Genomic DNA, 23176 nt, shown 5'->3' with positions numbered 1-23176 from the left:
CGGCTGAAGGGCTGCCCCCGTGAACCGAGCTCTCCCCGTCGTACGGCTGCGCGTCCCCACGGACGAGGACGCGATCGCCTGGCACCGCGTCTTCGACGACCCGGAGGTCATGGAGTTCCACGGCGGCACGTCCGCGGAGCTGTCCGTCTACGAGGAGCTCACCGCCCGCCAGCGCCGGCACGACGCCGAGCTGGGCTACTGCCTGTGGACCATGGTCGACGGCGCCGGGCGGGTCGTCGGCTTCACCGGCGCCCAGCCGTGGCCGCAGGACTGGGGCCCGGTGGGCGAGACGGAGATCGGGTGGCGGCTCGGGCGGGAGTTCTGGGGCAAGGGCTACGCCGGCGCGGCCGCGCGGATGACGCTGGAGCGGCTGAGGGCGGCCGGGCTGCCGAGCGTGGTGGCGATGATCAGACCCGGGAACGAACGGTCCATAGCGGTCGCGAAGCGTCTCGGCATGGAGCTGAGGGAGACATATCCGCACCCGCGGCTCCAGGAGGACGCGCTCTGCTTCGCGCTCGACCTCCGCGGCGGTCACGGCGAGTAACCGACTGCTACAGAAAGACACCCGGCGCTTCCGGGCGGCACCCCCTTGCGGTTACTCTGCCAGTACCGCTGGGGGTGACATCTGTGCGCATAACACCCAAAACGCCCGAAGTGCGCGTACCACGGCTTGTCGGACTCATGGCCATGGACGCGCGCAGGACGGCCGAGGCGACCGGCCTCTTCCTGAACGCACCGGACCGGCCCGACTTCCACCAGACCGTCGTCGAGTACGTCGTACGGCAGTACCCGCAGCCGGGCGCCGAGGTGCCCCGGGACTCCGTGGTCTACGTGTGGTTCGACTTCGGCGAGGGAGAGGGCGGCGGCGGAGTGCGCGAGCCGCGCCTCCCCGGGCCGCCGGCCGGCGGGCTCCAGCGCGAGCTCGACGAGCCGGGCGACCCCTACGTGGTCAGCTCCGCTTGAACCCGCGGTGCAGGGCGACCACGCCGCCCGTGAGGTTGCGCCACGCCACCTTCGACCAGCCGGCCCTCCGCAGCCGCTCGGCCAGCGCGGGCTGGTCGGGCCAGGCGCGGATGGACTCGGCGAGGTAGACGTAGGCGTCGGGGTTGGAGGAGACCGTCCGGGCGACCGGCGGGAGGGCGCGCATCAGGTACTCGGTGTAGACGGTGCGGAAGGGCGCCCAGGTCGGGTGGGAGAACTCGCAGATCACCACCCGGCCACCGGGCCGGGTCACCCGGTGCATCTCGCGCAGGGCCGCGTCGAAGTCCTGCACGTTGCGCAGCCCGAAGGAGATCGTGACGGCGTCGAAGACGTCGTCACGGAACGGCAGCCTGGTCGCGTCGCCCGCGGTCAGCGGCAGCCAGGGGTGCCGCTGCTTGCCGACCTGGAGCATGCCGAGCGAGAAGTCGCACGGGACGACGTACGCGCCGGTGCGGGCGAACGGCAGCGAGGAGGTCGCCGTACCGGCCGCGAGGTCCAGGACCTTCTGGGCCGGCCGCGCGTCGACCGCCCTCGCCACCTCCCTGCGCCACACCCGGTCCTGGCCGAGCGACAGCACGTCGTTGGTCAGGTCGTACCGTTGCGCCACGTCGTCGAACATCGAGGCGACTTCGTGCGGCTGCTTGTTCAGGGAAGCGCGGGTCACCCCGCCATTGTTGCAGCCCACCCGCCCGGAACGAGCCGGGGCTTCTTGCCCGCGGCCACGTCCTCCGCCCAAGACCTGGGCGAGCGGGTTCCCGTCCAGGTCTTGGGTGCCGGAGTCGGCCTGGTGCGAGAAGGCGTACCAGCCGCCGTGGCCGGGTGCCGCGAGCGGGAGGACGACGACCGGCGCCGGCCCCGTCCGCCGCAGCACGCCGTCGCGGTGGGCGAAGCCGAGGATCCAGTCGCACGGTTTTCGTTGGCAGGCTCGGAATGCATTCTCCGGACGTCAGGGAGTCTTTATGTGACCGGGTTCGGCCTTCTTGTGAGGCACATATGAGAAACGCCTTGGGCTGTCTCCCGCCTGTGGAATAGCGTGAACGCCTGCGCGAACCGTGTGAGACGTTGCCTTTTTGAATGAGCCCTTGTTTCGAGCCTGAGACAGAAATCACGAGAGCGGGTGCATACGAATGCCGGGGTTCCGGAAGCCGGCGGCCGGGCTCACGTGTCTGTTCGCCCTGGCCGCCGCGGGCTGTTCCGCGGGCTCGGGCGGGAGCACGGACGCCCCGTCGAGGTCCCGGGAGTCCGCCGCCGCGTCGGCCCCCGCACCGTCCGGCACGTCGTACGCCCCCTACGTGAGCGCCACGGACGCCTCCGGGACCGACTCCAGCGGCTCGCCCTCGACGTACAACCTCGCCTTCGTGACCGCGGACGGCAGCGGCTGCACACCGAAGTGGAACGGCGAGAAGGCCCTCACCGACCCGGCGGTGACGTCCCGGATCGCTCGGCTGCGCGGGACCGGCGGCTCCGTACGCGTCTCCTTCGGCGGCGCCTCGGGCAAGGAGCTGGCGTCGACCTGCGACAGCGCCTCCGCGCTGGCGGCGGCGTACGGCAAGGCGCTGGACGCGGCCGGCGCCACCCGCGCCGACTTCGACATCGAGGGCGCCGGGCTGACCGACGCCGACTCGGTCGCCCGGCGCTCGCAGGCGATCGCGCTGCTGCAGAAGGAGCGCGGCGGCCTGGAGGTCTCCTTCACGCTGCCGGTCATGCCGTCCGGGCTGGACTCCGGCGGCCTGGCGCTGCTGGAGTCCGCGAACACCTACGACGTCCGGGTCGCCACGGTCGATCTCATGACCATGAACTACGGCGAGTCCTACACCGGCGACATGGGTGACTACGCGCTCACCTCGGCGAAGGCGGCCCACGCGCAGCTGAAGAAGGTCTTCGGCCTGTCCGACGCGGGCGCCTGGCAGGGCATGGCGCTCACCTCGATGATCGGCGTGAACGACATCGCCGGCGAGACGTTCACCCTGTCCGACGCGGCGCAGGTGCGGACGTTCGCGCGGCAGAAGGCGATGGCGTGGGTGTCGATGTGGGCGACCTTCCGGGACCAGCAGTGCGAGGCCGGGAAGCCGGCGCGGGACGACGCGGCGACCGACTGCAGCGGGGTCGAGCAGAGTCCGGGCGAGTTCGGGAGGGCGTTCGCGGGCTGAGCCGCCCTGCTCAGCGGCGCCGGTGCACCAGCCGCCCGGCGCACACCGTCGCCACGCACGCGCCCGTTTCGTCGACTACGGCGAGGTCGGCCCGGCCGCCGGGCGCGAGCGTCGCCGCCCGCCACTGCCCGAGCACGAGCACGTCGTTGCGCTCGGCCGCCGCGCGGAGTCCGGGCGAGCCGGCATGGGCCTCCAGGACGGCCGCCGCGCCGAGCTTGAGCACGGCGTGGACGCGTTCGCGCGGGGACGGGGCGTCGGGGAGCGGTCCCTCGTGGACGCGGGCCGGCCCGAGCACACCGGGCCAGCGCCGCACCCGGGCGCCGGGGAACCGCTCGCGGACCTCCGCCAGCGTGCCGACGGCGGCGATCCGGCCGCCGTCGACGGCGACGGCGCCGTCCCGCACCGCCGGCGCGCCGTCCGCCCAGCCGTGGCGGACCTCGTCCGCCGCGTGAACCGTCAGCACGGGCAGGTCAGTTGGAGGCGAGGAGCTTCAGCTCCGGGTGGGCCGTGCCGCCCGCGATCGCCGTGGAGGAGATGTGCGACATGACCCGCTCGTCGACGGGGTCGTCGGCCGGGTCGTCGTGCACCACCAGGTGCTCGTACGTCGTCGAGCGCTGGGCCGGGACGCGCCCGGCCTTCCTGATCAGGTCGATGATCTCCAGCCGGTTGGAGCGGTGCCTGGCACCGGCCGAGGAGACGACGTTCTCCTCCAGCATGATCGAGCCGAGGTCGTCGGCGCCGTAGTGCAGGGAGAGCTGCCCGATCTCCTTGCCCGTGGTCAGCCACGAGCCCTGGATGTGCCGGACGTTGTCGAGGAAGAGCCGGGCGATGGCGATCATCCGCAGGTACTCGAAGATCGTGGCCTGCGTGCGGCCCTTCAGATGGTTGTTCTCGGGCTGGTAGGTGTACGGGATGAAGGCGCGGAAGCCGCCCGTGCGGTCCTGTACGTCACGGATCATCCGCAGGTGCTCGATGCGCTCGGCGTTGGTCTCGCCGGTGCCCATGAGCATGGTGGAGGTGGACTCCACGCCCAGCCGGTGCGCGGTCTCCATGATCTCCAGCCAGCGCTCGCCGGACTCCTTCAGCGGCGCGATCGCCTTGCGCGGCCGCTCCGGGAGCAGCTCGGCGCCGGCGCCCGCGAAGGAGTCGAGCCCGGCGGCGTGGATGCGGCCGATCGCCTCCTCGACGGAGACCTTCGAGATCCGCGCCATGTGCTCGACCTCGCTCGCCCCCAGGCTGTGGATGACGAGCTGCGGGAACTCCTTCTTGATGGCCGCGAAGTGCTTCTCGTAGTACTCGACGCCGTAGTCCGGGTGGTGCCCGCCCTGGAACATGATCTGCGTGCCGCCCAGCTCGACGGTCTCGGCGCAGCGCCGCAGGATGTCGTCGAGGTCGCGCGTCCAGCCCTTCTCCGTGTCCTTGGGGGCGGCGTAGAAGGCGCAGAACTTGCACGCAGTGACGCAGACGTTGGTGTAGTTGATGTTGCGCTCGATGATGTACGTCGCGATGTGCTCGGTGCCCGCGTACTCACGGCGGCGCACGGCGTCGGCGGCGGACCCCAGGGCGTGCAGCGGGGCGTCGCGGTAGAGGTCGAGGGCTTCTTCCGGGGTGATCCGCCCGCCGGCCGCGGCACGGTCGAGGACGGACTGAAGGTCGGCCTTCTCGGTCACCGGGGCGTCCCTTTCGTCAAGGAGATCAAGGCAGGGGATGGGCGCGGAGCGCTCGGAACAAGGCTGGTGGTGGGAGACGGGTGGGCAGACCAGACCAGCGTACGCCAGCCGTTTCGCGCTCCCGACGCCAGGCCGCGCGGGCCCGCGGCATCAGGCGGCGCGGACCACACGACATCAGGCCGCGCGAGCCACGCGACGTCAAGCGACGCGAGCCACACGACATCAGGCGGCGCAGGCCACACGACATCAGGCGACGCGGGCCCGCGGCACCAGGCGACGCGGACCACGCGACATCAGGCCGCGCGAGCCACGCGACGTCAGGCGACGCGAGCCACACGACATCAGGCCGCGCGGGCCCGCGGCATCAGGCGGCGCGGACCACACGACATCAGGCGACGTCAGGCGGCGTACGCCCCGACGAGGACTCCGGCGAACGCCCCGGCGATCAGGAACGGTCCGAACGCGATGGCCGTCTTGCGCCCGGCCCGCCGCACGACGACGAGCGCGCCCCCGTACAGCGCCCCGAGCAGGAACGCGGCGAAGGCGCCCAGCACGAGCGTCGGCCAGCCGTACCAGCCCAGGGCCGCGCCCAGCCCGAGCGCCAGCTTGACGTCGCCGAAGCCCATCCCGCCGGGGTTGATGAGGAACAGCACGAAGAAGGCGCCGCCCAGCGCGAGGGCGCCGTAGAGCGCGGTGAGCCAGTCGCCGGCGTGCTCGGGCAGCAGCGCGGCCACGCCGAGCAGGACGAGCGCGGCGGCCGCCAGCGGCAGCGTGAGCACGTCCGGCAGCCGCCTCACCCGGAGGTCGACGACCGCCAGCAGCACGCAGGCGGGCCCGAGCAGCAGCCACACGCCCAGTTCGGGCCGGGTGCCGGTGGCGGCGGCGAGGGCGGCGCAGACGAGGGCGGTGGCGAAGATCACGGGCGCCGCGCTCGCGTAGGCCGCCTCCGCGGGCCCGCACCGCGCGCAGCGCGCCCGCCCCAGCCACCCGGTCACGGGGTGCCGGCCGGGGCAGGCGGCGCGCCACTCCTCGCCTGAGGGCACGGAGAAGCGGTACGCGGCCCGGGGCAGCAGCGCTCCCGCCGCCGCGCCCCACAGGGCGGCGAGGGCGGTCAGCAGGGCCGTGCTCACCCCGCCGCTCATCCCACGGCGGCGACGCCGCTGCGCCACGACGGCAGCAGTTCGTCGAGCAACGCCTCGGTGCGCGGCGGCAGTCCGCGCGCGCCGCTGCGGCCCACCAGGTCGGCGGCGAGGGCCTGAAGGCGGTCGGTGTCACCGGTGGCGTGGGTGGCGCGCAGCAGCTCGTTGAAGAGCCGTTCGTCGGCGGGCGCGGAGTTGAGGGCCGCGCCCAGCGCCTCGATCGCCCGCTCCGCGCGGTCCTTCTCCAGGTGGAACGCGGACAGCGCGAGTCCGATGTCCGCGACGAGCAGCGGGAGCTGGGCGTCGATGATCTCGTGAGTGAGCCAGCGGTAGCGCCCCTCGGGCCGGTCGGCCAGCAGCGGGCCGCGCACCAGCACCAGCGCGTCGGTGAGCAGCCGCCCGCGCACCGCGCGGCTGTCGACGCCCTTGCCCTGCGTGGCCTCGTGGTAGAGCGATCGCAGCACGTCCAGGTCGGACACCACGGACTTGGCGAGCACCAGCCGCCCGGTCGCGTCGGCGGACAGCCGCGGGCTGCCGTCCGGATCGGCGCCGAGCCAGCCCGCCAGACGCTCCAGCAGTGCGTCCCGTACGTCCTCGGTGACGCCCCGCGGCCACAGCGCGGAGGCCAGCACCCGGGGGTGCACGCCCTCGCGGTGCAGGAGCAGCAGCGCCAGCGCCTCGTGCAGCAGCGCGCTGCGCTCGCCGTCCGGGGTGTCGAGCCCGATGATCTCGTACGGGCCGACCAGGCGCGCGTACACCGCCGGGCGCCCCTGCTCGCTGACGTCGACCAGGAACGGCGGGGTGGGCGCGGGCCCCTGCGGGTCGTGCTCGGGGTCGGCCTCGACGAACAGCTCCACGACGGCGCGCTGGGTTGCCGACGGCAGCAGCTGCGCGTCGAGTTCGAGCCCGAGCAGCGGGGCGAGCAGCTTGCCCTCGCCGGTGACCTCCATCTCCCAGGCGGCGCCGGGCAGATCGCCGGACTCGGTGCCGACGAGGTAGCCGATGCCGAGCCGGCTCGCGTCGGAGGCGAGTTCGGCCAGCTTGGCGGCGTCCTCGGGCGACGGCTGGGCGGCGAGGAGCACCAGATGCGGCGCCCAGCGGGTGTGCTGGGCGGGCCCGGTACGCCCGGTGAGGACCGAGTCGTGGCCGGCCGCCCCCAGCGCCCCGCGCCGCTGCCGGGTCTCGGCCTCCATCGTCTCGATGAGGTCGTCGATGCCGTCGAGGTGGCGCAGGCGGTTGGGCGCGAGGGGAGTCAGGTCCTCCCCGAAGCCGACGAGGGTGATGGTCATGCGGTCCGACCACCCGTTGGTGGCCAGCTCCGCGGCGACGGAGGCGAAGACGGCGGCCCGGTCGGCCTCGCGGCCGCTGAGGGAGACGATGCCCGGCACGGACTCCAGGTTGAGCAGCAGCCGCGAGTCGTCCATGGTGCCGAGGCTGACCAGGCCCGGGTACGGGGCGGCCGTGTCGACGTCCTGGTACCGCTCGGCGTCGCTGCGGGCCAGCATCCAGAACGTCTGGTCCTGCCCGAGCTGCCAGGGCGCGGGCGGCTTCCCGGCAGGCTGGGCGAGTTGCAGATGCAGATCGCCGTTGCTGAGCCAGGCGGCGTAGACGGTGGGCAGGGCCCGCGACTCACCGGCGAGCTGGGCGGCCAGGCCCCGCAGCGACCGGTCCAGCAGTCGTACGCCGTCGGGGTCGGCGCCGATGAGCAGGGCGTCCTGCGCGTCCGCGGCGTCGCCGGTCGGCGTCGGCGGCTCCATGCCGCGCCGACCGCCGACGGCACCGAGGGCCGACTGCCACAGCGCCTGCCGGCGGCGCCGGCCGAGGGCGCCGAGGAGACCGGCGGCGAGGAGGGGCGCGCCGAGGAGGGCCTGGGGCAGCCCGAAGGCGCTGCCGAAGGCGCTTGCACCGCTGGTCGCGGCCGGCGCGGTGGGCTGTCGGCCGCTGTCGGGGGCGGGGCGCTGCCCGGGGACGGTGGCCTGCTGTCCGTGGCCGCCGCCTTGGGCGTGGTCGCCGCCCTGAGCTTGGTCGCCGCCCTGGGCGTGGCTGCCTTGGGCGTGGTCGGTGTCGTGGGCGGCCTGACCGCCGGACTTGGCGTAGTCGTGGATCTGCTGCTGGACGCCGTGCGGGACATGGGCGTCGGGCATCTCGACGAGTTCGCCGCCGTGCGCGTCACCGGGCATCTCCATGATCCAGCCGGGCCGGATGAGGCTGGCCTCGGACAACCGCGAACCGTCCGGCTGGACACGGTCCTTGTTGAGCTCGTAGATCTCCTTGTACCGCCGTCCGTCGCCGAGATGCCGCTGGGCGATCTCCCAGAGGGAGTCGTGGTGGCGCCCCTCGGGCGGCTGGATCCGGTAGTACTTCGTGTCGCCGTGCTGCCTGGCGGTGCTGCCGGCGTCGGCCTGCGCGTGCGAGGCCTGCTCGGCGAGGGCGGCGGCGGTGCTGGCTGCCTGCTCCTGCTGCTGGGCGAGGATTCCGGGCGTCGCCTGCGCCGCGGCGACGGTGGGCTTCTGGTTCCCCTCCAGGCTGTGCCCGAGCTGCGACAGCCCCGGCGTGAGGCTGGCGGCGGTCGCGCCGACGAGCAGCAGGGCGGCGACGAGCTGGCGCGCGAGCAGCTGACTGGGCCCGGCCCCGGGAACACGTCCGGGCACCCCCACCCCGGAGAGCGCCGCCTTCACCTCGACGAGCACACACGCGGTGAACTGGGCCCAGGCCAGCCACACGACGACGGTCAGGATGTGCAGGAAGGTCGTGACAGTGATCTCCTGCCGCAGCCAGTCCAGACTCGGCACGCCGTGCGGCAGCGGCCACCCGATCAGCACGGCGAGCGCCCCGGGCACCCCGACCACGAGGGCGAGCAACGCCACGAACGCGAAGAACGCCTTGACGAAGTCCCCGAACGAGCGCCGCCGGACACGGACGGCCTGAGGCGTCCGGTTCCTCGGCCCCGTCGAGGCCGTCGAGTTGCCCGTCGAGCGTCCCGTCGAGCTTGAGGTGCTGCGTCGCGGCATGGCGGTGTCCTGATGTGTCGTGTGTGTGCGAGGTGCGGTGGCTGTGAGGTGTGGTGAGCCCGGGTCGAGCCTACAGAGATCTTATGGACTCTTATTTGGGACGTCTGGACTCTTATCCGGGACGTCGAAGACCGGACAGGACGAAGCGAACACGCCTGCCACCCGATAAGTCACCCCGTGCCCCCTAAGCCCGATTCACCCCGGCGATTCCGTCGCCATCACGGGTTCACTTGCCTACGATCCCTGTTCCCGCGCCGGTCACGCCAGACTCCTCACATCCCCCACACAATCCCCCACCGCCACGCCAGACCCTCTTACCGCCCCCTGATAGCTTCGTTCCCCGTTGCACACAGCCGACTCCGGGGGAGATCACCGTGGCCCGCCGCGCCTTGCCGACCACCGCTGCCGCGTTCGCCGTCTCGGCGGCTCTTCTGCTCACCGGGTGCGGTGGCGGCGGGAAGTCCTCGCCGGATGACATCAAGGGGGCGGACACGGGGTCGGGGAGCCCTTCGGCTTCGGCGTCGGCTTCCCCGTCGATCGACCGGCCCGACGTAAGCCTTCCCAAAGATCTGAAGCTGGTCTTCGACTTCGACAAGCCGTCGGACCCGGACAGCGCTGCGGCGCTGGACGACGCAGCCAACTACATCCGTGCCCTGAACCACGGCATCACCAAGCAGAACGCCCAGGACCCGGCCTTCCAGTTCTACTCGGCAGGGGACGCCGCCCGGTACGCGAACTCGCAGATCAAGACATACGTCAAGGGCGGTTGGACACTCACCGGCACGGACCGCTACTACCGGGCCGAGGCCAGCAGCCCCGACAAGTCGAAGAACGTGAAACTCGTACACGTTTCATTCTGCGAGAACCAGGCCAAGGCATATGGCAAGGAAGTGAAGACCGGGAAGGTCCTCTACACCAAGGAAAGCCTGAGCAGCTATCTGAAGTTCAGCATCCTCATGGCATCCACCAAGGCGTCGCCCGTGTGGAAGGCCCAGACGATCACTGTTACGGCCAAGGCGAAGGAGTGCCAGGAGTGATCTCCTTCAGGCATGTGCGGTGGGGCGCGGTCATCGCGGCGGGGAGTCTGCTCTGGACGGCGGGCACGGCGTACGCCGACAAGCCCACGTCCGGTGCCCACGGCGGCTCCAACGGCAAAAGCGTCTACGCCTCCGCCAGCTACTCCACCATCAAGGTCCGCCAGATCAGCGGCCCCACCCGGGGCAAGCGCGGCAGCCTCTCCTCCGTGGACGTCAACTGGAAGCCCCCGGCCTGCTGGTACGAGCCCGTCTTCACCGGCCAGGAGCTGAAGGACTTCGTCAACCGCAACGACGGCGACGGCGACGTCGGCATCCACGAGTCCTGGTTCGGCAAGCAACTCTGGACCGACCACTACCGGGACGGCAAACCGGAACACAACTTCGACGACGCGAACACCGTCGCCGAGGGCTACAAGAACTGGAACCTCGGCAAGGACGGCTACTTCTGGCGCAGCGTCGCACCGGACAAGAGCGACCCCGATTCCTGGGACTGCGGCAGGATCATGTTCTGGCAGGACGCCAACGTGGTCCCCAAGGTGCCCCACGCCCCCACCCCGGAGATGCTCGCCGAGTACGCCTACAACAAGGTGCAGGTCCCCGACACCGAGATCAAACTCAAGCCCACCGCCAAGTCCACCGTCAACCTGCCCACTTGGGTGTGGCAGGACAAGGGCAAGTTCAAGGCGATCACGGTCCGCGCGGAGCTCCCCCGCACCAACCTCTGGGCCGAGACGACCGCCAAGCCGGTCGCCCTCCACCTGGAGCCGGGCACCCAGGACGCGACGACCTACCCGTCCTCCGGCGACTGCAGGATCAACGACGACGGCTCGATCGGCACGCCGTACACGCAGGGCGACGCCGACAAGACCCCGCCCTGCGGCATCACCTACCTGCACGCCACGAACGGCACCCCGTACCACCTCAAGGCCAGCATCACCTGGCACGTCACCTGGCGAGGAACGGGCAAAGCCAACGGCACCCTCCCCGAGGGCACCTTCGACACGACGCAGGACGTGAACGTCCAGGAGATCCAGGCCGTCAACCGCTGAACAGGCCCGGCTCACGTCTGCCCAGCTCGCGTCAGCCCGGCTCGTCCACGCACAGGTCCTCCGCGGACGCGGCGTGGACGGCGCGCTGCGCCCAGACCTCCAGCCGGGCCAGACCGGAGCAGGCCTCCACCCGCTCACGCACGTACCTCGGAACAGAGACGCCGCGCCACTCCAGAATGCGCAGCGTCATCTCGGCGCGATCTTCGAGGCGACCTTCCTCCCGCCCCTCTTCTCGGCCTTCTTCCCACCCTTCCTCCCGCACCTTCTCGGCGACCTCGTGCCGGAAGAAGTAGTTCACCGCCATCATCTGCTCCTTCCAGATCTCCTTGGCCTGGGCATCGACCAAGCAGGATTCGACGAACTGCGCGAGCATCCCCGCATTCTCGGCAGAGGTCGTAGGCCCAGCTGCCGCGCTCGCCCTCGTCCCGCTCCCCCCGGGACTCGACGACCAGATCTTCATGCAGCGAGCCGACCATCAGCTCTCCTTTCCGTACGACTTGATCAACGGTCTACGCCGCTACGAGGGTGAGGTGGGCCGCCGGGCGAGGTGGCAGCGGAGCTGCCCCTTTTCCCAGCGACCTCCTCCCGAACCCGTCGTGCGACGTTAATCGCAACGGGCTCTCCAGTGACTGCCGTGAGCTGCGGTTTCGCGTCCAACATGGATGCCGTCGTGGCAGGTTGAGCAGACCACGAGTGTCTTGCGTCGTTTCCTGGCCATGAGGGCTGCCCAGTTGGGTTGTTCCTGCCCGAGCCGGTCGAGGTCTGCGAGCTTGCGGATCTGGTGGACCTGGATTTTCTCGGTCTGTCCGCAGAGTTCGCAGAAGCCTGCCAGCAGCCGCCTGGTCAACTCGCGCCGACGAGGGGGACTGTGGGCAGGGTCGCGGTCCTTCAGGACTGCGGACTTCTGCCGTTTGAGTGGAATGCCACCGAACTGTGCGATCAGCGGTTTCCTGCTCGGGGCACGGGTGATGCCGGCCTGGAGACACTTGCGAGGCCCGGCCGGGGTGTCGATGGTGACCTTGTACTTGCGGGCCATCTTCGACATGGTCGAGCGATGCTTGTTCGCCAGGGAGCACAGCAGCGAGGACTGCATGACCCAGTGCAACCGGTTCAGTCGGAAGACGTCACCGGCGAGCAGGTAGTACTGAACGATTCCGCGGTACCTGGCGCCGTAGATGCTGACGATGGTGTAGTCGTCGTAGTTGAGCATCGAGGTCTGCCGCGCGGGTTTTCCGCGTTTCAGGTACGGGGCGCATTTTGCCTTGATCACGTCCTTCGGGACGCGCAGTTCAACGGTGCCGTTGACCGACCGACGCTTGCGCCTGCGGCCTGATCTCCGTTCTGCCCTGCTGTCGTTCTTGTGGATCGTGATCTCGTATCCGAGGAATCTCGCCCTGCCGGTTCCGGCGTGGGTGATCAGCGTTTTCTCCTGTGAAAGTTCCAGCTTGAGATCGTCTCGCAGGAACTGAGTCAGGCGCTGTTTGATTTCCTCGGCTTCAGCCTTCGGTCCGGTGAACCCGATTAGGGTGTCGTCGGCGTATCTCACATAGCGTAGGCGGCGGTATCCCGGGTCGGACATATCCTGGCTCGGGAGGCTGTGCTGCCGCTTGCGCAGGGCGCGCACTTCGGCGCGGTCTCCGCGCCTGCGTGCCCGCTGGATAGCCGCTTCGACCTCGCGGTACTCAAGGTTCCTCGCCCTGAGCTTTCCACGGGTGCATTCCGGCATGAGGATTGTTTCGACGAAGGTGTCCAGCTTGTGCAGGTAGATATTGGACAGGATGGGTGAGAGAACCCCACCTTGCGGTGTGCCACTGAGTGTGGCATTCCATTTCCAGTCCTCTAGGTATCCGGCTCGGAGCATGTTCTGCACGAGCCGCAGGAACCGGTTGTCGTGGATTCTTTCACCCAGGGTGTCGAGCATCACCTGATGGTCAAGCGAGTCGAAGCACTGGGAGATGTCCCCCTCGATGAACCAGGTTGTCCCTGTCCACACCACTGCCACTTCGCGTAGTGCCGAGTGGCAGCCTCGGTCGGGACGGAAGCCGTGGGACCGGTCGGAGAACTGCGGCTCGTAGTACGCCTCCAGCAGGAGGCGCATGACCTCGCCGACCAGTTTGTCCGTCCACGACGGCAGGCCCAGCGGTCTCCTCTTCCCGTTCTTTTTCGGGATGTAGGTCCGCTGCACCGGCTCGAATCGAAAACGCTCGTGACGTAGCGCATCAATGATGCGTTCGATCTTGTCCAGTGACATGCCGTCTGCGGTTTCCCCTGAGACCCCGGGCGTCATCGCCCCCTGGTTGGAGTAGATGCGTCCGTGGGCCATCAGATACAACTGCGGGTTGAACATTTGCCGATACAGCTCATTGCATGGCAGGTTCCGCCTGCCGCGTTCACGGAGGATCTCAAGCACCGCTTCGGCGTTCTGCATTTCGCATACCTCCCGGTCTTGTTGATCCCACATCACCTGTGCCCCTTCGCCCTGTTTCCGGTTTTCCCGGACCCCTTGGCAGGTCGTTACTCCTGCGACTACTACGGGCACTCCGTCACCATGGGGCTCGCGCCCTTTAGGTGATCCCCTGTTTCGTCTGAATGTACGTTCTAGCGCGATTTAGGCGCCCCATTCATCTCCTTGAATTCCCTCACTGGGAATCGCCCCGTCCCCTGGAGTTGCGCGGGCCGTGCAACGTAGCCCGTGCAGAGAACGGCGCCGGCATCAGGTATCTTTCCGGCGGACCTGTCTTTTAGTCGACTGGAGATTGGGGTTCAGGCAATCCAGCTTTCGCCATGTCGCGCGGGTCTCGCGGCGCACCGTCCCTAATACCTGGACCCGGTCACCGCTTTCCTGACATGCTACGGTCCCCTCCGCCTTTCGACTTCAGGTAAGTCATTGGACCCAGGGATATCCTCCAAATCCCTCCCGGCTCAGCCGGGGATACATTCAGACGCCTCCAGGGCGCACTCACACCACACGTACTTGCCGCGATGCCCGCCCCTGGCCAGCGGCTGCCACCCCCAGAGATCGGAGCAGGCCCGCACCAGAGCGAGCCCCCGCCCCGCCTCCAGGTCGGTGACGCACCCCGACTCCCCCGGCGGCCCGGGCGGTTCCGGACTCGCGTCCCACGCCCCGACCCGCAGCACGCCGGCCGACCAGCGCACCCGCAGCGCCGCGGGCCCCTCGGTATGGCGTACGGCGTTGGAGACCAACTCCGCCGCGAGCAGCTCCGCCGTGTCGACCAGGGCGATCAGGCCGTGCATGGTGAGGATCAGACGGAGGGTGCGGCGGCAGACGGTGACGGCACGAGTGTCGTTCGGGATGTGGAGGGAGTACTCCCAGGGGTCGGTTTCCGGCATGGCTGAACTCCTGTCAGGCAGAGGGAGGTTGGCAGGTCGCTGCGCTCGCGGGCGGTGACAGTGCCGCAGCCGTCATGGCATGACGGAGTGGTGCGCTTCCGAAGTCCCGGTTTCGCAGGGTGCTCGGGGCGCCACCGACAGTAGGGCCATATTTTGGGACCGAGCAAGTCGTTGCCATAGTCTTCCACCCGAACGAAGTGCTGCATCGGTGCTGTTGAGGCCGGGAAGGAAACCATGGCGCGCAGGAAGGAACCCACCGCACGCCAGCAACGTCTGGGCACTGAGCTGCGCAAACTGCGGGAGGCTGCCGGACTCAAGGGGCGCGAGGCCGCCGCGTTGCTCGGTACGGACTCGGCTCAGGTGAGCCAGATCGAGTTCGGCACGGCGGGCGTGAGTGAGGAACGCGTACGACGACTCGCCGCTCACTACGCCTGCGCGGACGCCGAGTTGACCGAGGCGCTGGTGGCCATGGCTGCCGACCGGACCCGCGGCTGGTGGGAGGAGTACCGAGGCCATCTGCCTACGTCATTCCTCGACCTGTCCGAGCTGGAGCACCACGCCGACTACCGATGGGACGTCGACTTCGTCCACATCCCCGGCCTCCTCCAGACAGCGGCCTACGCCCGGGCGCTCTTCTCCTACATGAATCCGGACTTCCCGGAGAGCGAGCTGGAGCGCCGGGTGGAGCACCGCATGAGGCGCAAGGTCATCATCGGCTCCGCCAACGCCACCCCGTACCGGACGGTGATCCACGAAGCGGCGCTACGCATCCGGGTCGGCGACCGCGCCGCGACACGTACGCAGCTCACCCACATCTTGGAGCTGTCCGAGGACGACCACATCACCGTGCGGGTCATCCCGTTCGACCTGGACGGCTTCGCCGGAGCGGGAAGCACCATGGTGTACGCCGGCGGACCGGTCCCCCAGCTGGACACCGTCGTACGCGACGGGCCCCACGGGACCGTGTTCGTCGATGCCGAAGCCCAACTCGGCCGCTTTCGAACGCTCTTCCGTAGAGTGGAGGCAGTGTCACTGGAGCCCAGGCGTTCACGTGACTTCATCAAGCGGCTGGCGAAAGAGCTGTGAGGCCACCATGGCAACCCCCGATACCTGGCGCAAGTCGTCCTACTCCGGCGGCGGCGAGGGCAACGCTTGCGTGGAGATAGCGAACCGCCACGCCCGTATAGCCGTACGCGACTCGAAGGACCCTTCTCAGGGCACCCTTTCCTTCCCGACCGGAACCTTCATCGCTTTCGTCGACGTACTCAAAACGAACACACCACGCAAGACGGCCTGACCCGCAACCGCGGCACGGCATCAGGGACGTGACGTGACCTGTGCGAGAGCGGTGCGTAGTTGCTCGGGATGGCGGGTGGGGACGCACCAGACGGGAGAGGGAGCGAAGCGTTGGGGTGATCCGGGCTTCCAGAAGGAGCCTTCCGCCGGTGGGCGGAACCGCGGGACGGACGCGGCGGAGAGGTCGACGTTGAGCACCAGGACAGCTCGCATGTACGGAGCTGTCAGGAGGCCGAGCCTGATGGCGCGGCTCGCCGTCTCCGTACGAGACGCGCCCACGCCCTCGCCGAGCTTGGCGAACTTCCGGATCTCCCGGCGCTCGGTGATCACCTCCACGCGTTGCACCGCGTCCCAGGGGCAGAAGAAGACCTGCCGCCGCTGTGCTCTCGCCCGTGACAGCTTCGTCTGCGGCTTCACTCCCGCCCGCGCGCGCTCGTAGCGCCGGATGCCGCCGATCCAGATTCCGGCCGAGTCGACACGAATGCCGACGGGCCGATTCTCGGCCAGGTGAATGCCGCCGAGACCCACGGAGCCGAAAATGCCCAGAATCACGCCGATCATGAAGACGTAGTCACCGGTCACTGCCAGCGTTGTGAACGACGCCACCAGGAGCAGGGGCCACAAGAAGCCGTGCAACACCAGCGGCCACCGCAGCGCCGAGCGCTCCTCCGTGTAGTAGGCGGGCTGGGTCATCTCGGGCAGGTTCATGCGGCGTTTCCCCGGCGGGTGAACAGATCGGACAGGAGGCGGCCGAAAGCGTCGTCGTCACAGTCGATCGGCGGGACGGTGCGGCCGGGACTGCCGGTACTTTCCTGCTCGACGCACAGAACCGAAGGACCGCCTCGACGCACCTCGAAGCGATCACGTGCCGGACCCGAGCCGTGTCGGGTCGATACACGCTGACAGTCATCACGAGGACAGCTGCGGTCAGCAGACGGCGTACGAGGTTCAGCCCATCCGCCCGGCAAGGAACCTACGCTCGCTGTCGGCCTCGGCCTGCGTCACTTCCTTCGGATGCGAGGCGCGCTGACTCCTCACTTCGGCCAGAAACTCATGCGCCTGCTTGGACAGATCGGTATGAGCTCCATGCAGATCGCTCCCCCACGCGCGCGCGTTGGGACCGACCCAGACATCGCCCTTGCCGCCGGCCATCTGCTTGTCGGCGGTCTTGAGGGCGTCGGCCACCGTGCCGATGTTCTTGGACATTTCCTGGTAGAGCTTGTCCAGCTCTTGCCAGATCGGGCTCGGCACCTTCTTGTCAGTCATGAAGCTCCGTTCAGTAAATCGGCGCCTTGCGCGTGCTTCGGGGCACCGCGTGGGGATCGGGGAAGGTGATCGACATCGGAATCCGCTACCTCTTTTCCGTCAACACCTCAAGGCGAATTGAACACAAAGTCAATTCCCAGGATCGGGGAAACCTGTCGGCACTGGCGATGACGCTGCTTGCGAACCTCTGTACCGATCCGGAGTCGTCGTATCATATGCATGCTCGAGCACACCCGAAGATTCACACATTTACTCTGTACCTGCAGAATTATCGACCAGTCATTGATTTCCGTTGGACGCAGCGCCACCTTTATGCCATTCCGGGTGGCCGATCGACGAACTCCACTGGAAGGCTCAAGCTTCCACCCGATACTGACCAGCTTCGCTGCCGCTATATCCGCTAGATGTTCTGAAGATTCCTTGTCTCCCTTTTCGGAAGTCAAAAGGTTTTCAGTCCTGTAGACCATCGAGTCATTCTTGACTTTATCGCAGTCTGTGAATTTCCCGTCTCCGTCCCCTTGAGTAACCGCAGTTCCGATCGCTCCGTGAACTTGCCAGTACGTCTCTGCGATGGGGCGTCTCGTCTTCTCGGCAAGACGTTTGCCTTCCTCCACGCTCAGTCTGTTATCACCACTCGAGCATGCGCTGAGGACCATCGCACTGAGTGTGACGAGCAGCAGAGACCTTCTCACGTTCAGCCCATCCGCCCGGCGAGGAACCTACGCTCGCTGTCGGCCTCGGCCTGCGTCACTTCCTTCGGATGCGAGGCACGCCGACTCCTCACTTCGGCCAGAAGCTCATGCGCCTGCCTGGACAGATCGGTATGAGCTCCATGCAGATCGCTCCCCCAAGCGCGCGCCTTGGGAGCGACCCAGACATCGCCCTTGCCGCCGGCCATCTGCTTGTCGGCAGTCTTGAGCACGTCGGCCACTGTGGCGATGTCTTTGGACACTTCTTGGTAGAGCGCATCCAACTCTTGCCATGCAGGGCTCGGCGCTTTGTCGGTCATGGGACTCCAGTCGTGTGCGGGCAACGTTAGGGGATCAGGGAGTCGTCGCATCCGAATCGAGGAAGGACGGTATGGGGGTGGGCGACGCAGAGGAGGAGCGGTACTCATCTCGCTTCGACCCGCCATAGGCATCGAAAATATCGCCCTTGGCCGGACCAACGTTCGTGCACTTTCCCCGTACGTCTAGGCGGGCCAGAGCGCCTTCCCCGGCGGTGCGGTTCAGCAGGTTCAACTGAACCTCGACACCGTTTTTCATCGCCGATTGTCTCTTATTACCGGCTGGCTTGAGCTGCCAACCGACAGCGCTCAGGCGACTCTTCACCATCGCCACGAACTGTTCGTCGGTTTGCTTTTTCGACTTCCCTTCGACGGGTTCATCTACAACGTAAACAAGTGAATCCTTCGAACTCGGATCCGCGCAACCGGTGAAACCGCCGACACCGAGCGTCAAATAGAATTGGTCACCGAGGGCTTTGTGCAGCTTCCAGTACGTTTTCGCGACTGGTCGACGGGATTCGTCGGCGGCTTTTTTGCCATCAGAGACGCTCATTCCTCCATCGCTGCACCCTGCAGCGAGAGTGGAAAGGGTAAGAAGTGCAGCAGCCGACAGAAAAAAGCCGCGATAATCGCTTTTCATCAATTCCCTCCTTCAGTTCCATTGAGCCGTCCCTGATCCAGTTGCTGAAACTCTTCGTTGGACGCCTGTGCCAGGTTCTGGTCCTTGAGCCACTCGTTGTACGCCCGAAGCTGCTCCGGAGAAGCATGAGTCACGATCAATCCCGCATCGGGCCCGTCACTCTGCAAGAAGGGTTTGCCGCCGCAGTAAGCGTCGGCATATTTTTGCGGGTCCCCAATGGCGCCATTTTTGAGGTATGCAGCCTGGGTCGCACGCATCCACTCGTCACGCCAAGTCAATGCGGAGGGTGGCGCCGGGTTCTTTCCTTGGTCCACCAGTTGCAGGTCTGAGGTGAAGGTGTCGATCACGTCGTTGATGACAGCCTTCGACACCGTCGTGGCAGCAGCACCGGGATCGAACGCCACCTCGACGCCGGTACCGAGGGCTGTCTTCAGTTTGCCGGTGAGCGTGGAATTCCACTTGGCGGCATCGTCCGCGTTCTTCTTCTTCACTTCCTTGTAGACCAACATGGCCTCTGAGCTGAACACCCCGTCGATCATTCCACTCGCGTGCAGCGCTTCAGGGTTGTCGGGATTGCTGAGAGCGAGATCCTTGGACTTCTGCTTGCTGAACGCCAGTAGTTCGGCAGTGGCTTTCGGATTGTGCATCGACTCGTTGATGAAGGCCCGCATGTAGTCATCGGACACCGAAATGTGACCGGAACCGGGATCAGCGGGGGCAGGGTCCGTGAGAATCGACTGGACGTCGTCCCAGCGAGTCATGATGATCTGGCTGAAGGCAGCCTGGACCTCCGGGTGCGTGCTTTCGTCGGGATGCTTTCCGTAGTACGTGATCAGCTTCTCCGCGTTCTCCGCGGCCATTTTCGGATCCGCACCCATGTCGTCCAGCGTGCCCGCCTTGATGACCCCCGCGAACGCCTTCGCCTGGAAGTCCGGGAGCCCGCCGTGGTGGTCCGAGTCGTCCTTCATCCAGGCCGGGATGACGTCCATGTTGTCGTGGAGGAACTTGGTGGAGGCTGCGGGGTCGTTGCCCATGGCCTCCCAGACCTTCTCGCCGTACATGTAGTTGCCCGGGGCCAGGCACTGCTTGCCGAGGTTGGCCACGACGTCCGTCGGGAAGTCGGCGTAGGCCAGAAGACCGGAGAGGTGCTGGAGGTCCTCGTCGCCGTAGTCGTCCTTGAAGGTCGTTCCGGCGCGCATGGCCGTGGCCACCGCCGTGGCCAGGACGCGGGTGCCGGCCTCGGGGTTGTCGGGGCTGTACATCATCGGGCCGTCCTGGAGGCGGTACAGCGCGGTGTCGCCCAGTTCGTCCATCGCGGCCTTGCAGTAGTCCGGGTCGTACTGGTTGGCCTCGAGCTGCTTCATGTAGTCCGCGAGGCTCATGTCGCCGTCCTTGTAGGCCTTTGCGGCCTTCTTCGCGGCCTTCCGGGCCTCCGACTGGGACTTGTACCGGCCGATGTCCCCGGCACCCGCCGACACCATGCCGCCGCCGAGGCCGATCTCCTTGTCCCGCTTCTCCTCGTCCATGGCCAGGCTGTGCCGGCGGCGGAGCATGGGGAGCTGGTCGTGCGCCCAGCTGAGGTGCCTGGTCATCTTCGACAGACGAGAGGTGTCCATCTGAAGCCGGCGTGCCTGGCTCATCCAGCTGTTGATGTGCGGCTGGGCAGCTGCACCACCGTCGCCCGTGCTCGTGTTGATCACTCTGATCAGATCGCCGAGCCTGTCCGGGTTGATACCGCGGAAATCTCCCCCGCCGCCGTCCGGGCGCATGCACTCCCCCAGGTCAATGTCTCACTCATGTGCAGATGTTGAGCGGTGCCGCACCATTGGGACGGGTGCGATCCAAGCCTTCCGGAGGCTATCCGTGGAGCGTGCGGTTTCGCTAGTGCCAACGGTTTTGTCGGCACCCCTACGGCTGAAGCGCACAGGCACCACGCCGACACCGTACGGTCGTGCTTCACGAAACCTTCGCCAATGCTGACGGATTCACCCGCATCCACGGGCCGGCTGAGGCTTTGGCCTCCCGGCCGACAACTGCGCCTTTTTCACGCGCCTTTCGGCACGGGTGCGCATCCCTGGTCGAGTGCCGGCTCCACGGGCTCCGCGCCTCGCTCCGTGACCTCGTAGGAGCGGGTCAGGAACCGGCGGAGGGCGGTCGTGTCGAAGCGGACCGCCGCCGTGCCCTCCGGGGTGTGGAGTTCTACGACGGTGCGGGAGTGGGACGGGCCGTGCGGGCGCAGGCGTACGGTGCCGAGGCCCGACGGGCCGCTCAGGCCCTCCTCCAGGAGACTGCGGGCGAAGGTCCAGGTCACCTCCTCGTCGTCCAGCGAGATCCACGCCGGGAAGACCAGGTGCACCGCCAGGGGGTCGTCGGAGGTGTACCGGAGGGTCACAGGCACCGCCACCTCCTCGTCGTCGGGCGTGAGCAGGTGGGCACCTGTGGGCTGCTCCAGGGCTATGTACACGGGCAGGGTTCTCTTTTCGGACAGGGGGGCGGTGGCAAGAGGCGGACGGCGGAGGGGGAGGGTGGGCATGTCGGGTCGGGCGGGGGCCAGTTGGGCCTGTGTTCATGTAGAGCGCGGAGAGGGGTTTGGATTACGCCATAACGAGTGGTGATTTTCGTGGCGTGCGTCACATGGGTGGCTGTCGGGGCTATGGGCTGGAACTCGCGTATGCCCGCTCGCCCGCCCGAAACGCATGCAACGCTTCTACGGCCTGGAACGCCCGCAACGCCTCTACGGCCTGGAAGCGCCGCCTGGAAGCGCCTGAACCTCCTCGACGGCCTGGAGCGTCTGGGTGGCGCCGAAGTCCCCTGCTCCGTACCGCGCTTCGCCGACACGTCGCCGTCGGCCGACCGGCCCGTCGCTCACGCCTCCCGCAGCACCCCGAGCGCGAACGCCAGCCGGCGGTCCAGCCAGCTCGCCCTCGGGGCGTACGTCCTGATGCCGTCCACATGGCCCGCCGTCAGCGCCACCGGCTCCTCGTCGCCCTCCGCGATCCAGGTGATCGGCCTGGGGACGTACGAGCCCCCCGCCCCCGTGTCCGCGGCGCCGAAGCTGAGGACGGAGTCGACGACGCCCTCGACCAGCTTGCCGGCGCCGCGGACCACGGTGTCCACGCCCCGTTCGGCGACGTCCTTCACACCGCCCTTGGCCCAGTGGTAACGGGCCACGACGTCCGCGTGGCCGGGCTGCTGGAGCCACCAGCCGTGCTGGATGGTGCGCTTGGCGGCCGGGGTGCGGTGGATCAGGCCCAGTTCCGTGCCACTCGCGTCCACGACGCGGTAACGTGCGCCGCCCTTCTCGGGGCTGAGGGAGCACACCGGGGTCTCCGGCCGCGTGGCGTCGTACAGCGCGTACGACGGGATCTCCTCCCGCGTGGCGGAGACCAGGACCGACGGGGCGAAGTGCCGTACGCCTCCGACCATCGTGGCCACGCGTACCGCCGGCTGCCCCGTCAGCTTCTTGCGGCGCAGGGTCGACGGGCGCACGAGGTCGGTGACCGAGAACAGCGCCACCCGTTCCCATGGCACCGCTTCGACGACCGGTTCGGGCTTCCTCCGTCCGAGCACGGCTCAGCCCACCTCGTTCTCTGCCAGCGCCTGGCCGTGCACCACCACGTCCCCGCCGTAGAACATCCCGGTGAAGACGGGCGTGTACGTCAACTGCACCTCGACCCGCACCTGCTGGGCGTCGGCGGACACGCAGTGGCTCGCGGCGATGTCGGCGCCGGACATGTTCATCTGCCGGGCGAAGGTCTTCACACGGGCGTCGCAGTCCTGGTAGTTGATCGGTGCGGGGCCCGCCCGGTTGTCGTAGAGGGCCTCGCGGTCGATGTCCTGGGCGGCGTAGCGCGCCGCCTGTTCGGCGATGTCCGCGGCCCGCTCCCGCTTCGAGATGGACAGACCGCCGTCGATGACGAAGGCCGACAGGGACAGGAAGACGATGGCGAAGATGATGACCGCGCCCGCGCCCGAACCGCGGTCGTCCAGATGGGCGCGGCGGGCGGACAGCCACGTACTCACGGGTCGGGGCACCCGTACCCGTCCCCGCATGAAGTGCCAGTGCCTCACGCCGTCCTCCGGAACGGGTCCAGCGGCGAGCTGAAGCTCGCCTTCAGCGTCGTGGGGACGTTCAGGCCCAGCATCGCCAGGCCCCGGACCTGGCAGCTGACCTCCACCGAGAAGATGGTGTCCGGCTCGAAGCCCGCGCTCGTCTGTACGACGGACACCGGCCCGGAGCAGACGTCGGAGAGGTCCGCCTGTGCCGCCTTCTTCGCCTCGGCGATCGCGGTCGCGTGGTCCTTCTGGATCGAGCCCGCGCGGGCGGCGTCCCGTGCCGCGCCGTCGAGCGCGCCACGGCCGTCGACCAGCTGGCCGAAGGCCACCAGCACCAGGATGAACAGGATCATCACCGGCGCCAGGATCACCACCTCGATGGTGGACAGGCCGCGGTCGTCCCCACCGCACCGGTCGTCCCCACCGCACCGGCCTTGCCGTTCCCGCCGTTCCCGCCGTTCGCCCCGTTCGCCGTCCGCGCCCCGCATGACCCGGTCGCGCCACGCGGTAACGCGCCCCGCAGA

25 protein-coding genes are annotated in these 23176 nt (G+C 68.2%); 8 read left to right on the top strand and 17 right to left on the bottom strand.

The annotated features are described in order from the left end of the window. The first annotated feature begins 19 nt into the window (after positions 1–19). A complete protein-coding gene (locus ACJ9NR_RS23140) occupies positions 20–544 on the top strand; it encodes a GNAT family N-acetyltransferase (protein ID WP_412494248.1) in 525 nt (174 codons plus the stop codon). Between the two features lie 110 nt (positions 545–654). Next, on the top strand, positions 655–963 hold the full coding sequence (locus ACJ9NR_RS23135; RefSeq protein ID WP_412494247.1) for a PASTA domain-containing protein: 309 nt from the start codon (positions 655–657) through the stop codon (positions 961–963). Here ACJ9NR_RS23135 and ACJ9NR_RS23130 read toward each other — a convergent pair. After that, positions 950–1645, bottom strand: a complete 696-nt coding sequence (locus ACJ9NR_RS23130) for a demethylmenaquinone methyltransferase (protein WP_412494246.1) — start codon at positions 1643–1645, stop codon at positions 950–952. The two genes, ACJ9NR_RS23135 and ACJ9NR_RS23130, sit on opposite strands and share 14 nt — an antisense overlap. A 463-nt stretch (positions 1646–2108) precedes the next feature. Here ACJ9NR_RS23130 and ACJ9NR_RS23125 point away from each other — a divergent pair, with 463 nt between their 5' ends. Continuing rightward, positions 2109–3131 (top strand): chitinase, encoded by a 1023-nt coding sequence (locus tag ACJ9NR_RS23125; RefSeq protein ID WP_412494245.1) that lies wholly within the window; start codon positions 2109–2111, stop codon positions 3129–3131. Between the two features lie 10 nt (positions 3132–3141). Here ACJ9NR_RS23125 and ACJ9NR_RS23120 read toward each other — a convergent pair whose 3' ends face one another. From ACJ9NR_RS23120 to ACJ9NR_RS23105, 4 genes are all read right to left on the bottom strand, one after another. Continuing rightward, positions 3142–3594 (bottom strand): imidazolonepropionase-like domain-containing protein, encoded by a 453-nt coding sequence (locus ACJ9NR_RS23120; protein ID WP_412494244.1) that lies wholly within the window; start codon positions 3592–3594, stop codon positions 3142–3144. Positions 3595–3601: 7 nt separating this feature from the next. Further along, a complete protein-coding gene (gene mqnC, locus ACJ9NR_RS23115; RefSeq protein ID WP_412494243.1) occupies positions 3602–4801 on the bottom strand; it encodes a cyclic dehypoxanthinyl futalosine synthase in 1200 nt (399 codons plus the stop codon). 398 nt (positions 4802–5199) lie between these two features. Further along, complete coding sequence (locus ACJ9NR_RS23110; RefSeq protein WP_412494242.1) at positions 5200–5943, bottom strand: prepilin peptidase; 744 nt, start codon at positions 5941–5943, stop codon at positions 5200–5202. Next, a complete protein-coding gene (locus ACJ9NR_RS23105) occupies positions 5940–8951 on the bottom strand; it encodes a BTAD domain-containing putative transcriptional regulator (RefSeq protein WP_412494241.1) in 3012 nt (1003 codons plus the stop codon). The genes ACJ9NR_RS23110 and ACJ9NR_RS23105 overlap by 4 nt, the downstream gene beginning before the upstream one ends. 374 nt (positions 8952–9325) lie before the next feature. On the opposite strand from ACJ9NR_RS23105, the gene ACJ9NR_RS23100 reads away from it, so the two are divergent. Further along, positions 9326–9988: a hypothetical protein gene (locus ACJ9NR_RS23100; RefSeq protein WP_412494240.1), complete on the top strand. Its 663-nt coding sequence runs from the start codon at positions 9326–9328 to the stop codon at positions 9986–9988. Between the two features lie 47 nt (positions 9989–10035). After that, the gene (locus ACJ9NR_RS23095; protein WP_412494390.1) at positions 10036–11037 is read left to right on the top strand and encodes a hypothetical protein; all 1002 of its coding nucleotides are present in this window, start codon (positions 10036–10038) and stop codon (positions 11035–11037) included. Positions 11038–11068: 31 nt separating this feature from the next. Here ACJ9NR_RS23095 and ACJ9NR_RS23090 read toward each other — a convergent pair whose 3' ends face one another. From ACJ9NR_RS23090 to ACJ9NR_RS23080, 3 genes are all read right to left on the bottom strand, one after another. Further along, the gene (locus ACJ9NR_RS23090) at positions 11069–11410 is read right to left on the bottom strand and encodes a hypothetical protein (RefSeq protein ID WP_412494239.1); all 342 of its coding nucleotides are present in this window, start codon (positions 11408–11410) and stop codon (positions 11069–11071) included. 231 nt (positions 11411–11641) lie between these two features. Next, positions 11642–13465 (bottom strand): reverse transcriptase domain-containing protein, encoded by a 1824-nt coding sequence (locus tag ACJ9NR_RS23085; protein WP_412487980.1) that lies wholly within the window; start codon positions 13463–13465, stop codon positions 11642–11644. A gap of 494 nt (positions 13466–13959) precedes the next feature. Next, positions 13960–14388 carry an ATP-binding protein gene (locus ACJ9NR_RS23080; RefSeq protein ID WP_412494238.1) on the bottom strand — a complete coding sequence of 143 codons (429 nt, stop codon included), beginning with the start codon at positions 14386–14388 and terminating at the stop codon, positions 13960–13962. A gap of 234 nt (positions 14389–14622) precedes the next feature. On the opposite strand from ACJ9NR_RS23080, the gene ACJ9NR_RS23075 reads away from it, so the two are divergent. Together ACJ9NR_RS23075 and ACJ9NR_RS23070 are read left to right on the top strand one after the other, a co-directional pair. Then, complete coding sequence (locus ACJ9NR_RS23075) at positions 14623–15474, top strand: helix-turn-helix domain-containing protein (protein WP_412494237.1); 852 nt, start codon at positions 14623–14625, stop codon at positions 15472–15474. Between the two features lie 7 nt (positions 15475–15481). After that, entirely contained in the window at positions 15482–15685 is a 204-nt protein-coding gene (locus ACJ9NR_RS23070; RefSeq protein ID WP_412494236.1) for a DUF397 domain-containing protein, read from the top strand. Positions 15686–15705: 20 nt separating this feature from the next. Here the strand turns inward: ACJ9NR_RS23070 and ACJ9NR_RS23065 are convergent, their stop codons facing one another. Further along, positions 15706–16392, bottom strand: coding sequence for a hypothetical protein (locus tag ACJ9NR_RS23065; RefSeq protein WP_412494235.1), 687 nt, complete (start codon positions 16390–16392; stop codon positions 15706–15708). A 240-nt stretch (positions 16393–16632) separates the two neighbouring features. After that, complete coding sequence (locus ACJ9NR_RS23060; protein WP_412494234.1) at positions 16633–16950, bottom strand: hypothetical protein; 318 nt, start codon at positions 16948–16950, stop codon at positions 16633–16635. Positions 16951–17015: 65 nt separating this feature from the next. Here ACJ9NR_RS23060 and ACJ9NR_RS23055 point away from each other — a divergent pair, with 65 nt between their 5' ends. Next, complete coding sequence (locus tag ACJ9NR_RS23055; protein WP_412494233.1) at positions 17016–17354, top strand: hypothetical protein; 339 nt, start codon at positions 17016–17018, stop codon at positions 17352–17354. A gap of 290 nt (positions 17355–17644) precedes the next feature. On the opposite strand, the gene ACJ9NR_RS23050 is transcribed toward ACJ9NR_RS23055, so the two are convergent. From ACJ9NR_RS23050 to ACJ9NR_RS23020, 7 genes are all read right to left on the bottom strand, one after another. Then, on the bottom strand, positions 17645–17959 hold the full coding sequence (locus tag ACJ9NR_RS23050; protein ID WP_412494232.1) for a hypothetical protein: 315 nt from the start codon (positions 17957–17959) through the stop codon (positions 17645–17647). Positions 17960–17993: 34 nt separating this feature from the next. Next, positions 17994–18596, bottom strand: a complete 603-nt coding sequence (locus tag ACJ9NR_RS23045) for a hypothetical protein (protein ID WP_412494231.1) — start codon at positions 18594–18596, stop codon at positions 17994–17996. Beyond that, positions 18596–20365, bottom strand: coding sequence for a hypothetical protein (locus ACJ9NR_RS23040; RefSeq protein ID WP_412494230.1), 1770 nt, complete (start codon positions 20363–20365; stop codon positions 18596–18598). The genes ACJ9NR_RS23045 and ACJ9NR_RS23040 overlap by 1 nt, the downstream gene beginning before the upstream one ends. Positions 20366–20640: 275 nt before the next feature. Next, a complete protein-coding gene (locus ACJ9NR_RS23035; RefSeq protein ID WP_412494229.1) occupies positions 20641–21060 on the bottom strand; it encodes an SsgA family sporulation/cell division regulator in 420 nt (139 codons plus the stop codon). 401 nt (positions 21061–21461) lie between these two features. Further along, the gene (locus ACJ9NR_RS23030) at positions 21462–22166 is read right to left on the bottom strand and encodes a hypothetical protein (protein WP_412494228.1); all 705 of its coding nucleotides are present in this window, start codon (positions 22164–22166) and stop codon (positions 21462–21464) included. Positions 22167–22169: 3 nt separating this feature from the next. After that, the gene (locus ACJ9NR_RS23025; RefSeq protein WP_412494389.1) at positions 22170–22649 is read right to left on the bottom strand and encodes a TadE/TadG family type IV pilus assembly protein; all 480 of its coding nucleotides are present in this window, start codon (positions 22647–22649) and stop codon (positions 22170–22172) included. Positions 22650–22663: 14 nt separating this feature from the next. Continuing rightward, positions 22664–23041 carry a TadE/TadG family type IV pilus assembly protein gene (locus ACJ9NR_RS23020; RefSeq protein ID WP_412494388.1) on the bottom strand — a complete coding sequence of 126 codons (378 nt, stop codon included), beginning with the start codon at positions 23039–23041 and terminating at the stop codon, positions 22664–22666. Positions 23042–23176 lie beyond the last annotated feature (135 nt).

Source organism: Streptomyces sediminimaris, from assembly GCF_047049295.1.
Classification (GTDB): Bacteria; Actinomycetota; Actinomycetes; order Streptomycetales; family Streptomycetaceae; genus Streptomyces; species Streptomyces sediminimaris.
The sequence above is the reverse complement of the archived record's forward strand: the minus strand, read 5'-3'. Positions and strand labels throughout refer to the sequence as shown.

Bases quoted from the DNA above. Each gene is read 5' to 3' on its own strand.
- ACJ9NR_RS23125 (WP_412494245.1), top strand. From the start codon at position 2,109: ATGCCGGGGTTCCGGAAGCCGGCGGCCGGGCTCACGTGTCTGTTCGCC.
- ACJ9NR_RS23110 (WP_412494242.1), bottom strand. From the start codon at position 5,943: ATGAGCGGCGGGGTGAGCACGGCCCTGCTGACCGCCCTCGCCGCCCTG.
- ACJ9NR_RS23105 (WP_412494241.1), bottom strand. From the start codon at position 8,951: ATGCCGCGACGCAGCACCTCAAGCTCGACGGGACGCTCGACGGGCAAC.
- ACJ9NR_RS23090 (WP_412494239.1), bottom strand. From the start codon at position 11,410: ATGCTCGCGCAGTTCGTCGAATCCTGCTTGGTCGATGCCCAGGCCAAG.
- ACJ9NR_RS23085 (WP_412487980.1), bottom strand. From the start codon at position 13,465: ATGCAGAACGCCGAAGCGGTGCTTGAGATCCTCCGTGAACGCGGCAGG.
- ACJ9NR_RS23080 (WP_412494238.1), bottom strand. From the start codon at position 14,388: ATGCCGGAAACCGACCCCTGGGAGTACTCCCTCCACATCCCGAACGAC.
- ACJ9NR_RS23075 (WP_412494237.1), top strand. From the start codon at position 14,623: ATGGCGCGCAGGAAGGAACCCACCGCACGCCAGCAACGTCTGGGCACT.
- ACJ9NR_RS23070 (WP_412494236.1), top strand. From the start codon at position 15,482: ATGGCAACCCCCGATACCTGGCGCAAGTCGTCCTACTCCGGCGGCGGC.
- ACJ9NR_RS23065 (WP_412494235.1), bottom strand. From the start codon at position 16,392: ATGAACCTGCCCGAGATGACCCAGCCCGCCTACTACACGGAGGAGCGC.
- ACJ9NR_RS23060 (WP_412494234.1), bottom strand. From the start codon at position 16,950: ATGACTGACAAGAAGGTGCCGAGCCCGATCTGGCAAGAGCTGGACAAG.
- ACJ9NR_RS23050 (WP_412494232.1), bottom strand. From the start codon at position 17,959: ATGACCGACAAAGCGCCGAGCCCTGCATGGCAAGAGTTGGATGCGCTC.
- ACJ9NR_RS23045 (WP_412494231.1), bottom strand. From the start codon at position 18,596: ATGAAAAGCGATTATCGCGGCTTTTTTCTGTCGGCTGCTGCACTTCTT.
- ACJ9NR_RS23040 (WP_412494230.1), bottom strand. From the start codon at position 20,365: ATGCGCCCGGACGGCGGCGGGGGAGATTTCCGCGGTATCAACCCGGAC.
- ACJ9NR_RS23025 (WP_412494389.1), bottom strand. From the start codon at position 22,649: ATGCGGGGACGGGTACGGGTGCCCCGACCCGTGAGTACGTGGCTGTCC.